Annotated in this window: 11 protein-coding genes and 1 tRNA gene; 6 read left to right on the top strand and 6 right to left on the bottom strand. The window is 72.1% G+C overall.

Annotated features, from left to right (window positions below):
• The first annotated feature begins 20 nt into the window (after positions 1-20).
• From AB0N02_RS16105 to AB0N02_RS16085, 5 genes are all read left to right on the top strand, one after another.
• Positions 21-1475, top strand: a complete 1455-nt coding sequence (locus AB0N02_RS16105) for a hypothetical protein (RefSeq protein WP_363946464.1) — start codon at positions 21-23, stop codon at positions 1473-1475.
• A gap of 54 nt (positions 1476-1529) precedes the next feature.
• The gene (locus tag AB0N02_RS16100) at positions 1530-2651 is read left to right on the top strand and encodes an APA family fibronectin-binding glycoprotein (protein WP_363946462.1); all 1122 of its coding nucleotides are present in this window, start codon (positions 1530-1532) and stop codon (positions 2649-2651) included.
• 22 nt (positions 2652-2673) lie between these two features.
• Positions 2674-3276 (top strand): oligoribonuclease, encoded by a 603-nt coding sequence (orn, locus tag AB0N02_RS16095; protein WP_363946460.1) that lies wholly within the window; start codon positions 2674-2676, stop codon positions 3274-3276.
• A 91-nt stretch (positions 3277-3367) separates the two neighbouring features.
• A tRNA-His gene (locus AB0N02_RS16090) sits at positions 3368-3443 on the top strand.
• A 158-nt stretch (positions 3444-3601) separates the two neighbouring features.
• The gene (locus tag AB0N02_RS16085; protein WP_363946459.1) at positions 3602-3868 is read left to right on the top strand and encodes a response regulator transcription factor; all 267 of its coding nucleotides are present in this window, start codon (positions 3602-3604) and stop codon (positions 3866-3868) included.
• Positions 3869-3905: 37 nt separating this feature from the next.
• Here the strand turns inward: AB0N02_RS16085 and lat are convergent, their stop codons facing one another.
• Complete coding sequence (gene lat, locus AB0N02_RS16080) at positions 3906-5207, bottom strand: L-lysine 6-transaminase (RefSeq protein ID WP_363946457.1); 1302 nt, start codon at positions 5205-5207, stop codon at positions 3906-3908.
• A gap of 215 nt (positions 5208-5422) precedes the next feature.
• The gene (locus AB0N02_RS16075) at positions 5423-5989 is read right to left on the bottom strand and encodes an HdeD family acid-resistance protein (protein ID WP_363946455.1); all 567 of its coding nucleotides are present in this window, start codon (positions 5987-5989) and stop codon (positions 5423-5425) included.
• Between the two features lie 142 nt (positions 5990-6131).
• On the opposite strand from AB0N02_RS16075, the gene AB0N02_RS16070 reads away from it, so the two are divergent.
• The gene (locus AB0N02_RS16070; protein ID WP_363946454.1) at positions 6132-7331 is read left to right on the top strand and encodes a M20 family metallopeptidase; all 1200 of its coding nucleotides are present in this window, start codon (positions 6132-6134) and stop codon (positions 7329-7331) included.
• 58 nt (positions 7332-7389) lie between these two features.
• On the opposite strand, the gene AB0N02_RS16065 is transcribed toward AB0N02_RS16070, so the two are convergent.
• The 4 genes from AB0N02_RS16065 to AB0N02_RS16050 form a co-directional block, all read right to left on the bottom strand.
• Positions 7390-7770 (bottom strand): PPOX class F420-dependent oxidoreductase, encoded by a 381-nt coding sequence (locus AB0N02_RS16065; protein ID WP_363946452.1) that lies wholly within the window; start codon positions 7768-7770, stop codon positions 7390-7392.
• Between the two features lie 10 nt (positions 7771-7780).
• A complete protein-coding gene (locus tag AB0N02_RS16060) occupies positions 7781-8455 on the bottom strand; it encodes a hemolysin III family protein (RefSeq protein ID WP_363946450.1) in 675 nt (224 codons plus the stop codon).
• Between the two features lie 96 nt (positions 8456-8551).
• Positions 8552-11029 (bottom strand): tetratricopeptide repeat protein, encoded by a 2478-nt coding sequence (locus AB0N02_RS16055; RefSeq protein WP_363946448.1) that lies wholly within the window; start codon positions 11027-11029, stop codon positions 8552-8554.
• Positions 11030-11286: 257 nt separating this feature from the next.
• Complete coding sequence (locus tag AB0N02_RS16050) at positions 11287-12834, bottom strand: penicillin-binding transpeptidase domain-containing protein (RefSeq protein WP_363946447.1); 1548 nt, start codon at positions 12832-12834, stop codon at positions 11287-11289.
• Between the last annotated feature and the right edge of the window lie 61 nt (positions 12835-12895).

Below are 12895 nucleotides of genomic sequence, written 5' to 3'. Positions count from 1 at the left end.
GGAGTGGGACGGGGACTTCCATGAACACCGAACGGGGGAACGTCGCCGGGTTCCGGCTGACCGGCCGGAGCTGGACCGACGAACTGGGCACCTGGTCGTCCGCGCTCACACCGGACGGCCGGCAGGCCGGTGCGCTCAGGTTCGACCCGCGGGCGACCACCGATCCCGCGGCGCGTGACCGGCTGGTCGCGGCCGTGCTCGCCGATCGCGGGCTGCTCCGCGGAGGTCCGGCCGGGCTGGTACCGATCGCCGACCTGGTCTCGGCCCGCGGGGAGATCTGGCTGCTCACCGCGGAACCGGCGAGCCCGACCCTGGGCGACCTGCTCTCCGCGCCCGCCGGCGCCTCCCGGCCCGGCGCGGGCGGCCTGGCGACCGTCCTGCTGGAGACCGCGCAGACGCTGCTGACCCTGCACACCGCCGGGCTCACCCACGGAGCGGTGCGCCCCGGCACGGTGGTGATCGCCGCCGACGGGTCGGCGCTGCTCGCCGGACGGGGCCTGGCCGACGCGCTGTACGGACGCCTCACCCTCCCCGAGCACGACGTCGCCGCCTGGGCGGCGCTCGCCCGCGGCCTGGCCGCGAACCGGGCCACCGAGCACCCGGGCGCGGCCGAGCTGTTCGAGCGGGCGGCCGCCACGGCTCGGGAGCAGGGACTCGCCCGGGCCCGCGACGTCCTGCTCGCCGGACGCGACCTGCTGCCGGGGTTCACCCGGGACGGACTGGCGGAGGCCGTGCGGAGATGGTCCTCCCCCGGCGCGGCGTATCCGGCCGGGCAGGCCGCCGCCCCGACGCCCGTCCCCGACGAGGGGGAGATCGTCACGCTGCTGCGCGTCCCGGGGGCCGCCGGATCCCCCGGCGGCGCTGGGGGGCCGGGAGACCTCTCGGGCCGGAAAGGCGCCGACGACGCCGGGAGCACCGCGGACACCGGGGATGTGGTCATGCGTTTCGGCCCCGGTGTGCCGACGGAGACCACCGCGGCGCAGATCTGGCGCGCGGGCCGGGACCAGCAGCAGACCGAACTGCCCGCCGACAGGTTGCAGGCGCTCAGGGCGCCCGCCAGGCGGCGGCGCCGCCGTACGGCCATCGCCTCGGTGATCCTGGCGCTGATGATCGTGGGCGTCGTGGCCGCCTGGCTGCTCCGCGGCTCGGCGCCGCCGCTGGCGGTCACCGGGGTGGACGTCGGCGCGCCGAAGAAGACGCAGGGCTGCGACACGACCGTCAGGATCACGGGCGCGTTCACGACCAACGGTTCGGCGGGAGAGATCCACTACCAGTGGAAGCGCAGTGACCGGAAGACCCCGATCGACCAGACGGACACCGTGCCCGCCGGGAAGACCTCGCACGAGGTGAGCCTGGAGTGGACGGTCAAGGGCGAGGGTGGCTTCCGGGGAACGGCCACCCTGCGGGTGATCTCGCCGCTGCCGGAGGGCAAGAAGCTCCAGGACAAAGCGAGTTTCACTTACAAATGTCCATGATCGCCCACAAAGTCCACAATGCATGGCATACCGGTTCTTACTACTCTGACGCCCATGACCACGCAGACCCCCTCCGGCTGGTACCCCGATCCCTACGGTTCACCGCAGTTGCGATGGTGGGACGGCGACCAGTGGACCGACGCCACACACCCGACCGACGCCCAGGCCCCGCAGGCCGCCCCGCAGGGGCCGGGAACCGGCCCCCTCCCCCGGCCCACGGGTCTCCCGCCCACGGGAGCGCCGCCCGGCCCCGTGGGACAGACGGCCCCCTGGAACAGCCCCCAGGAGCCCGGGAACGCGCAGCCGCAGCAGCCGAACTGGGGCGGCGGATCCCCCGGCGGCAACACGATGCAGTTGCCCACCGCCGGGTACGGCCTGCCCGCCGGCGCCCCGCCGCGCAAGAACAACCGGCTGCCGTGGATCCTGGGCGGCGTCGGAGGCGTGATCCTGGTCGTCGGAATCGTGGTCGCGGCCATGTTCCTGATCACTCCCGCGCGTAACACGGCGTTGGACGACTCCCCGCCCCCGGCCGTGGAGACGACGGAGGCACCCCCGCCCTCGGCGCCGTCCACCGAACCGCCGCAGGAGACCCCGCAACCGCAGGAGACCCCGCAGCCGCAGCCGACCAGCCGGCTTCCCCAGCCGCAGGACGGGCGCATCAAGGACCCCGTGACCGGCCTGTCCTACATCTTCCCCGACGACTCGTGGCAGATACCCGGCGGAGGCGCCGATCCGCTCGGGTTCGTGTGGACCAGCGGGGCGGTGAAGACGGCCCAGGAGAACTACGACGGCATGAAGCACAACTGGGTCGCCAACGTCCTCACCGGCGAGCTTCCCGACGTGTTCGGCTACGACGGCGTCCGCAGCATGCGTTCGGTCGCCGCGACGCTGCTGACCGCGACCGAACCGAGCTTCTACAGCCCTCCGCACCGCCGGAAGATCGTCAAGGACGAGGCGATCAAGGTGAGCGGCAAGGACGGCTGGCTGTTCATGTTCGACCTGGACTTCTCCGAGCAGGCCAAGGCCAACGGCTGGAAGTGGAAGACGGAGCGGGCCGCCTTCGTGATCGTGGACCGGGGGGCGGGCATGCGCCCGGCGCTGATGTACCTGTCCGTACCCGACAACGTCGGCACCTCGGTCGTCAGCCGGGTCATCGACTCGCTCAAGATCTCCTGAAGGGAGTACTACCCTGAAGGCTATGAGTGACCTGCTGGTCTGGATCGACTGTGAGATGACCGGGCTCGACCTCGGCCGAGACGCGCTGGTCGAGGTGGCCTGCGTGATCACGGACGGCGAGCTGAACCAGCTTGACGCGGGGGTGGACGTGGTCATCAAGCCCCCGCCCGAGGCACTGGAGCAGATGTCGCGGGTCGTCCGTGAGATGCACACCGCCTCCGGGCTGCTGGAGACGCTGGGCGGAGGCGTCACGCTGGCCGAGGCCGAGGCGCTGGTGCTGGAGTACATCAAGCGGCACATCCCCGAGCCGAAGAAGGCTCCGCTGTGCGGCAACTCCATCGCCACCGACCGCTCGTTCATCGCGCGCGACATGCCTGCCGTGGACACGTTCCTGCACTACCGGATGATCGACGTGTCGTCGGTGAAGGAGCTCGCCCGGCGGTGGTATCCCCGCGTCTACTTCGCCTCGCCGGAGAAGCAGGGCGGCCACCGGGCACTGGCCGACATCACCGAGAGCATCCGTGAGCTGCGTTACTACCGCGCGGCGATCTTCGTGGCCCAGCCGGGTCCCGACTCCGCCAGGGCCCGCGAACTGGCGGAGACCATCTCGGCCTCCGACACCTGAACGGACACCCGCCGGACGGACACCGCGAAATCGGGTGCGAAACGACTCCCAAAGACCGCTACACTTTTCATGTGCCGCTGCGGCGGACATGGTGGGTGTAGCTCAGTTGGCAGAGCGCCAGGTTGTGGTCCTGGATGCCGAGGGTTCAAGTCCCTTCACTCACCCCAGATGAACGGCCGGTCCTACGGGACCGGCCGTTCGCGTTTTCCTCACCTCAGACTTATCCACCAAAGATGGACATGGCGGGTTATGCTCGCTGCTATCGCTTGCGCCGTACGACGGGGGGGTTTCGGCGACCTGAACGTGTTGCTTCCACGGAGGCCGGATGAGAGTCGACGACGCACCGTTCGACGCCGAACCCACAGTCGTGACGGGCTTGAGCAGGCGCGAGACCGAGGTCATGGAGCTGATCGCCACGGGCTGCTCCAACGGACAGATCGCCCAGCATCTGTTCCTCAGCGAGAAGACCGTGAAGAACCACGTCAACCGGATCTACGCCAAGCTCGGCGCCGACTCCCGGGTGGCCGCGATCGGTCTGTGGCGGGGCCGGACCGGCCGCGAGGACTCCCAGCAACGACGACCACCCCCGTGAAGGCGCCCGACCCGCGGCGCCGCCGGGCGGCGCCGGATCACGCCGACAGCCTCAGGTTCTGAGAAGCGTCCAGCGCCCGGCGGATGGCGTCCGTTCCCTCCCTGAGTTCCTCGGCGCTGACCGAGAGCGCGGGGCGGAGCCGTACCGACCTCTCGCCGCAGGGCAGGACGAGCACACCCTCGTCCCGTCTGAGGCGGGCGATCAGGCGATCGCGGGTGATCGGATCGGGCAGGTCGAAGGCGCACATGAGGCCGCGTCCCCGGGCGTTGCGGACCAGTCCGGGGAACCCCGCCTGGATCTTCAGCAGCGCGCCGAGGAGGTCCTGGCCGAGTTCGCCCGCGCGCGGGATCAGGGCGTCGCGCTCCATGATCTCCAGCATCCGGCGGGAGCGGACCATGTCGACCAGCCCGCCGCCCCAGGTGGAGTTGATCCGGCCACTGACCCGGAACACGTTGTCCGGCACCAGGTCGACCCTGCGGCCCGCCATGACCCCGCCGACCTGGATCTTCTTGGCGAAGGCCACGATGTCGGGGCGCAGGCCGAGCTGCTGGTAGGCCCAGGGGGTGCCGGTGATCCCCGCGCCCGTCTGCACCTCGTCCATGACGAACAGCGCGTCGTGCTCGTGACACAGGCCCTCCATGGCCTGCAGGAACTCCGCCCGCATGTGGTTGTCGCCGCCCTCGCCCTGGATCGGCTCGGCGATGAAGCAGGCGATGTCGTGCGGATGGCGGTCGAAGGCGGCCCGCGCCTGGGCCAGTGCCCGCTTCTCGGCCGCCTCGACGTCGCCGAAGTGGATCGCGGGCACCTCGATCCTGGGCCAGTCGAACATCGGGAAACGGTCGGTCTTGACCGGGTCGGTGTTCGTCAGCGAGAGGGTGTAGCCGCTGCGGCCGTGGAAGGCGCGGGTGAGGTGGAGCACCCTGGTGCCCAGGCTCGGGGAACGGCCCGCCGCCTCGTTGCGGCGGCTCTTCCAGTCGAAGGCGCACTTCAGCGCGTTCTCGACGGCCAGGGCCCCGCCCTCGACGAAGAACAGGTGCGGCAGCTCCGGGTCACCGAGCACCCGGCTGAACGTCTCGGCGAAGTCGGCCAGGTGGCTGGTGTAGAGGTCGGAGTTGGCGGGCTTGTTCGCGGCGATCCGGCCGAGCAGGGCCAGGAACTCCGGATCGTCGTCGAAGGGGTTCACACCGAGCGGCGCCGAGGCGAAGAAGGTGTAGAAGTCCAGATAACTCCGGTCGGTGCGGGCGTCGACGAGCCGGGAGCCCCGGCTCCGTTCGAGGTCCAGGACCAGCCGGTAGCCGTCAACGAGCAGATGTCGCGCGAGGCGGCCGTGCACGTCCATGTCTCCTCCACGTCTCCTCCACGGTGGGATGGGAAGATGATTCCCCGTTAATGACGCATCTATATGGAGACATTACGTGTAAATGCTGATTTTTCTGGAGATTATCCTGTATCTCCTAGATCATCCACAAGGCAGCCCCGGGCAGCCCGCATCTCCGCCGCACCCCCGTCGCGCCCCCGCCGTACCCTCGCCCGGCGGATGGACGCCCCGCCCTCCTAGACGACGCGCGGGGTGCCCGAGGGGCCCCGCCTGCGGGCGCCGAGCGCCTTGACCCGGAAGGACAGCACCACCAGCGCGATGCCGTACAGGATGGCCATGATGCCGATGAGCCAGACGACGGCCAGCGCGCCCGCCGCCGGCCACAGGAACAGCAGGATTCCGAACAGCAGCGACAGCACGCCGCCGACGATGAACATCCACTCGTTCACCACGGTCCTGCGCAGCCGGATTCCCGCCACGATCTCCAGGACGCCGGTGACGACGAACCACGCCGCGATGAAGAGCAGCAGGACCAGGGCGGTGATCCCCGGCCAGATGAAGACCACGACGCCGGTCAGGACGCTGACGACGCCGTAGAAGATCATCCATCCCCGGGAGCCGGCCCCCGCCCCGCGTCCCGCGCCGAACAGGGCGAAGACGCCGTCCACGATGGCGTAGGCGCCGAAGACGACGACCAGCGCGAGGACCGTGATGGCCGGCCAGAAGATCGCCAGCAGCCCGAACAGGAGCGCACAGACGCCACGGACCAGATACACCCACCAGGTGCGCGACAGCTCTTCCATGGCCCCTCCCGTGTGTTCGGTCCCGTGTGATCGATTCATTTCCAGCAGTCCGGCAACGCGAGACCACAATTCGGTTAAATCGGGCTATCGTGCGATCAAGTCGTACAACCGCCAGCCGTGCAACCGCCAGGAGGAATGATCGATGTCCTTTCGTGAATCCGCCGCCGACATGCGGGATGAGCTGATCCGCCTCAGGCACGCCCTGCACCGGGAGCCCGAGCTCGGCCTCGACCTGCCGCGCACCCAGGAGAAGGTGCTGGAGGCGATCTCCGGCCTGCCGCTGGAGGTACGGCTGGGCGAGCGGCTCAGCTCGGTCACCGCGGTGCTGCGCGGGACACGGCCGGGCCCCACCGTGCTGCTGCGGGGTGACATGGACGCCCTGCCGGTCTCCGAACGCGGAGACACGCCGATCGCCTCACGGTTGGAGGGCCGGATGCACGCCTGCGGCCACGACCTGCACACCGCCATGCTGACCGGGGCCGCGCACCTGCTGGCCGCCAGGCGCGACCGGCTCGCCGGGAACGTGGTCTTCATGTTCCAGCCGGGCGAGGAGGGGTACGGCGGCGCGAAACTCATGATCGACGAAGGCACGCTCGACGCGTCGGGCGAGCTTCCGGTCGCGGCCTACGCCCTGCACGTGACCAGTGCGATGATTCCCCAGGGGACGTTCCTCACCAAGGGCGGCCCGATGATGTCGGCCGTGGACGACCTGGTGGTGACCGTGCGCGGCGCGGGCGGCCACGGCTCGGCCCCGCACCGCGCCAAGGACCCCATCCCCGCCGCCTGCGAGATGGTCATGGCGCTGCAGGCCATGGTGACGCGGGGGTTCGACGTGTTCGACCCGGTGGTCGTCACCGTCGGCAGCTTCCACGCGGGCACCGTCAACAATGTGATCCCCGAGGAGGCCCGCTTCGAGGTGACGATCCGGTCGTTCTCCGAGGACTCCCACGCGCGGCTCCAGGAGCGGGCGGTGAGCCTGGTCAAGGGCATAGCCGCCGCCCACGGGCTGGAGGTGGAGGCCGACTACCGGGTGAACTATCCGGTCACGATCAACAACGAGGGCGAGGCCGACTTCGTCGCCGCGACCGTCCGGGAGGTCTACGGCGAGCAGCGGTTCCTCAGGGCCGCGAACCCGTTCACCGGATCCGAGGACTTCTCCTACGTCTGCGACCGGGTGCCCTCGGCGTTCGTCGCGCTCGGCGCGTGCCCGTCCGGCGCCGACCCGGAGAAGGCCGCCTACAACCACGCCCCGGACGCGGTCTTCGACGACGCGGTGCTGCCCGACGGAGCCGCGCTCTACGCCGAACTCGCGGCACGACGCCTGGAGCCGGCGACGGCCTGACCCCCGCTCCCGAGCCGGGAGCGGGAGCGGAAGCGGAAGCGGAAGCGGAAGCGGGGCCTCAGACGCCGGGGACGATCCGGATGCCCGTCGTCCCCCCGCGGCCGCCGCGAAGCCTGCTCGTCGCCATCAGGACCCTGGCGAGCAGGCCGTACTTCCTCACGATCAGGTGGCGGACCCGCTCGGTCTCCTCGGGCGACAGCTCCCGCGCCAGGCCGTCGGCCTCCTCGCCGCGCGTCCTGCCCCGGACGTCGCACGCCGCCACGACGACCCGGGGGTCGGCGTGGATGCGCCGGACCTTGCCCGAGGAGGCCTGGGTCCAGACCACCATGCCCGTACCGTCCCACGCGGCCCACACGGGTGTCGGCACCGCCGTGCCGTTCTTCCTGAAGGTCGTCACGGAGACGTACCGCTCCGCGGCCAGCTCCTCGATCGTCGTCATGCACGGCACCCTACGCCGCGGCGTAGACCACCAGCGAGACCCCGACGTACTGGACCAGGTAGGCCGCGACGGTGAGGGCGTGGAAGACCTCGTGGAAGCCGAACCAGCGGGGCGAGGGATCGGGGCGGCGCAGGCCGTACACGACGCCGCCCGCGGTGTAGAGCAGGCCGCCCGCGAAGACCATGAGCAGCGCGGCCACCCCGGCGCCCGCCACCAGCTGGGGGAGCACGAAGACGGCCGTCCAGCCGAGGGCGATGTAGAGCGCGGTGGACAGCCACCTGGGGGCGGTGATCCACAGCACCCGGAACAGCACCCCGGCGACCGCTCCGGTCCAGACCACGGCGAGGACCGCCACCCTCGCGGGCCCGTCCAGGGCCAGCAGCGCGAAGGGCGTGTAGGTGCCCGCGATGATCAGGTAGATGTTGGCGTGGTCGAGGCGGCGCAGCACCCCGGCCAGGCGCGGGGAGAGCGCGCCCCGGTGATAGGTGGCGGAGACGCCGAAGAGCAGGCCGGAGGTGACGGCGTAGACCACCGCGGCCAGCCGTGCCTGCAGGGTCGGCCCGAGGGCGACGAGGACGAATCCGGCGATGAGCGCGACGGGCAGGGCTCCGGCGTGCAACCAGCCCCTGAGGCGGGGCCTGGGCGGCCCGGGGAGCGCGAAACCCTCTGCTGCGGTCGTGGCCATGAACCTACGGTAGCGTAACTTACGGGCGCGTAGGTTGTGATCCGTCCTACACGACGCCTCACGATCCACCCCACCTACCGCCTCACCCCCGCGGCGTCAGCCGGGACCGAGTTCGGCGGCCCTCCTCGCGCAGTGCTCCGCCCAGTCGGCCAGCCCGACCCCCGCGTAGATCTCCCCGGCCCTCCCGTAGGTCTGGCGGGCCTTCTCCCACAATCCCTGGGCCGTCTCCACCTTGGCGACGGCCAGCAGGACACTGGCCTGGCCGAGCCGCTCCTCCTCGAACAGCGCCAGCGCCCGCCCGTAGGCGCCGATCGCCCGGTCGTGGTCACCGAGCGACCGGGCGACGTCGCCCATGCCGCGCAACGTGCTGGCCTGGCCGTGCCGGTCGCCGATCTCCTCGAACAGCGCCAGCGCCCGCTCGTAGGCGTCCATGGCCCGCCCGTGGTGGCGGTGCAGCCGGGCGTTCTCCGCCAGGCCACGCAGTACGTCGGCCCGCCCGCGCCGGTCGCCGATCTCCCCGAACAGCGCCAGCGCCCGCCCGTAGGTGTCGACGGCCCGGTCGTGGTCACCGCGCAACCGCGCGACATCGGCCGCGCCGCGCAACGTGTTGGCCCGCCCCAGGCGGTCACCCACCTCCTCGAACAGCGCCAGCGCCCGCCCATAGGCGTCGGCGGCGTGATCGTACTCGTCCCGCAGCCGGGCGACCTCGGCCAGGCCGCACAGCGCGTCGGCCTGGCCGAGCGGGTCGCCGATCTCCTCGGACAGGGCGAGCGCCCGCCGGTAGGTGTCGGCGGCGTGGTCGTACTCGTCCCGCAGCCGGGCGTTCTCGGCCAGACCGCACAGCGCGTCGGCCTGGCCGTGCCGGTCGCCGACCTTCTCGTACAGCACCAGCGCCCGCCGGTAGTCGTCCGCGGCGCGATCGTAGTCGGTGCGTTTCCCCGCGACGGCGGCCAGGCTCTGCAACGCGCTGGCCTGCCCCCACAGGTCGCCGGTCTCCAGCGCCACCTCGTGGGCGGCGGCGACGAGGGCGTGGGCCTGGTCGGGGCGTCCCTCCAGCAGCAGCCACCACGTGACGACCTCGACGAACCTCGCCGCCCGCTCCCACCGGTCGTCCAGCGCGGCCGCGCAGCAGGCGCGCAGCTCCCCGGTCGCCGCCACCAGCCAGGCCCTGACCTCCGCCGGACCGGCGGACCGCGGCGCGACGTTCGTGTTCCGCGGAGACCGGCGGCCGAGGAGGACCTCGGTCGCACCGTCCACCGCCTGGAACATGTGCCGGTACAGCCGCGCCCTGGCCCGGCCCGCCCGCGCGGCGGTGTGCCGGAGATCCGCCTGCCCGCGCGCGTAGCGCAGGAACAGGTCGTGGAAGGTGTAGCGGCCCGGCATGGCGAGCAGGAGCATGCTGCGCCTGGCCAGCTCGGCGAGCCCGACCCCGGCCACCGGGCGGGGCAGACCGGCCAGCGCCCCGATCGAGGCGGCGTCGAAGTCCGGCCCCGGATGGTGGGCGCACGCGTCCAGCAGGTCCCGCAGGTCCTCCTCCAGCGCCCGGTAGGACAGGTCGAACGCGTCGTGGGCGACCTTCTCCCCGTCGCGGATGTGCCGCAGCGGCCCGGCGGCGTCGCTCATCGCCTCCACGAGGTCCGCCGGATCCAGCTCGGCCAGCAGCGCGCCCACCGGCCGCAGCGCCAGCGGCAGGTATCCGCACAGCCGCGCCAGCTTCGCCAGCGCCCGGTGGTCGGGCCCCCGCGACGCGGCACCGTCCCCCACGCCGTCCCCCGCACCGTCCCTCGCCGTGCCCCTCTTCGTGTCCCCCGCTGTGTCCCTCGTGGTGTCCCCCGTGGTGTCCCCCGTGGTGTCCCCCGTGGTGTCCCCCGCGACGCCCCCGACGGCGGCCGCCAGCAGCGCGACCGCGTCCGCCTCGGACAGCATCTCGACCTTCAGCTCCCGGTGGGCGTCCAGCTGGCCCAGCCTGCCCAGCTGGTCACGGCTGGTGACCAGCACCAGGCAGTGCCGGGCGTGGCCGGGAAGCAGCGGCCGCACCTGGTCCGCCCGGTGGGCGTTGTCGAGCACCAGCAGCACCCGGCGGTCGGCCAGCCAGGCGCGCCACAACCGCGACTTGCCCGCCGTGTCCGCCGGAACCTCCGAGGCGGGGAACCCCGCCAGCCCCAGCAGCTCCGACAGCACGTCCCCCGGATCGCGCGGTTCCTCCCCCGGGGTGAAGCCGCACAGGTCCAGCTCGATCCGGGCGTCGGCGAACCGGTCCCGGACCCGGGCGGTCAGGGCGCGCACCAACGCGGTCTTGCCGACTCCGCCCATGCCGTGCACCACCGAGACCGTCACGGGGCGCTCGCCCGAGCACGCCTCCTCCACCAGCGCCAGCAGGCCGGCCAGCTCCCTCTCACGCCCGACCATCGTGGCCGGCGGTGGCACCAGCGTGTCCAGCGCCCCCTCCAGCCGGCGCGGCGCCCCGCCCCCGAAGTTGTTGATCTGTGTTCCGCCGTACTGCGCGGCCTGCTGTGCCCGGTCGTACGCCCGGACCCGCTGGCCGCCCTCCGGAGCAACACGATCCACATCCATGCGGAAAGCTCCCCCTGCCTTCGGTGCGAAGGCCCCCGACGGCGCGGACGCCCGCACCCCGTCGCGTCGAATCTAACGCCGCCCCGCCCGGTGCGACATGGAAATCCCGAACCGGTGCGAAGAGGGCGGATCACCCTCAACGGCGGCCGTGACGGCCGTGACGTCCACGGCGCCCCACCGGATGTCCCACGTCACCGGGCCCGGCCTCACGCGCCCCCCAGGGGCCGTCAGTGGCCGTCAGTGGCCGTCAGTGGCCGTCAGAGGGCCCTGAGGAACCTGGCCGCGATGGGAACCGCCGCCTCGGCGCCGCTCCCGCCGTTCTCGACCAGGACCGCGAAGGCCACCTCCCCTCGGTAGCCGATGAACCAGGAGTGCTCCTGTCCCCCGGCCGCCTGGGCGGTTCCCGTCTTGCCGGCCGTACCGGGGGGAAAGGCGGCCGAGGCGGCGGTGCCCTCCGACACGACCGCCCGCATCATCGCGCGCAGGCCCTCGACCGCCTTCGGCGGCAGCGCGACCGGCCCCGCCGACGGCGGGCGTCCCTTGACGATGACCGGCTGGTGCCAGGCGCCGTCCTGTACGGCCGCCGCCACCAGGGCCATGCAGAGCGGGCTGGCCACCACGGAGTCCTGGCCGATGGCGTCCGAGGCCAGCTCGTCGACGGTCGTGGGGGGCTGGATCCTGCCGCAGACCCCGGGGCCGTCGATGTCCTTGTTGAACCCGAACAGCTCGGCGGCCCGCACCAGGCCTGCGCCGTCGGGTAGCAGCCGGACCGACTGCTCGACGAAGGTCGTGTTGCAGGAGATCGCGAAGGCGCCGGTCAGGGTGATCGTCCCGGGGACGGTACGCCCCCCGGCGTTGCCGAACTCCCTGCCCTGAGGGGGCGTGTAGGTGGCCGGGCACGGCACCTGCGCGTCCTGGCTCAGACCGCCGGTGAGCAGGGCGGTGGCGGTGATCACCTTGAACGTCGAGCCCGGCGGGTAGTAGCCGAGGAAGGCGTTGCGCCCGCTGTTCCGGTCGCCCAGCCGGTCGGAGATGGCCAGGACCTCACCGGTGCGGGGCCGGATCGCGACGATCGCGGCGGGCAGGTCCACGCCGTCGAGCGCGCGGGCGGCCGCCGCCTGGACCGAGCGGGAGACGGTGGTCGGGACCTTCCTGGCGTGCGGCGGCTTGAACGCGACCAGTTCCCGGGTCCTGCCGTCCGCCTGGATCGCCTCCAGGGCGTAGCCGCTCTCGCTCTCCTTCGCGCCGGCGCCGAACGCGCCGAAGTAACTCTCCGCGCCGCTGTCGCGGGGGAAGGGCTCCCCGGAGTCGGTGACCGGCTCGGCCGGGGGCGCGGGGACCTCCTTGAGCTCGATCCGGCCGCCGTTCACCAGCGCGGGGTGGAGCGTGTCCGGGCGCCACAGCACCTTCCACCGGCCGTCGCGCAGGGCCAGGCGCAGTGTGGAGGCGAAGGGCCACTCGCCGAGCTCCTTGACCTTCCTGACCCCCTCGAAGGGCAGCTCCGCCGCCTGCTCGCCCCGCCGTCGCAGCGTGCCCGGGGTGAGCTTCAGCGACTCGATGTCCAGGTCGCGGCCGAAGGTGACGTGCCGCTGGACGAAGTCGGCGGGCGCGTCGGCGACCATGTCCCGCATCGTGATGAAGTCGCTGTCCTGCCAGGAGTCCAGGTAGGCCCTGCCCGTCTCCTCCGGACCGGCCACCGCCGCGGCGCGCGCCCTCTGCTCACCGGGCCTCAGCACCGCGAAGATCCCCGCCCCCACGATGAGGAGCACGACGGCGGTAAGCGTGAGGACAGCTCGAGTACGCATACGGTTTCTCCCAGGGGTGTCCCCCTCGGTTGTACAGCAGAGGCACTGGAAAGCGGGGCAA

It is taken from the genome of Streptosporangium sp. NPDC051022, assembly GCF_040683035.1.
Taxonomy (GTDB): Bacteria; Actinomycetota; Actinomycetes; order Streptosporangiales; family Streptosporangiaceae; genus Streptosporangium.
Note: the sequence above shows the minus strand (reverse complement) of the source record. Positions and strands in the feature narration are given on the sequence as shown.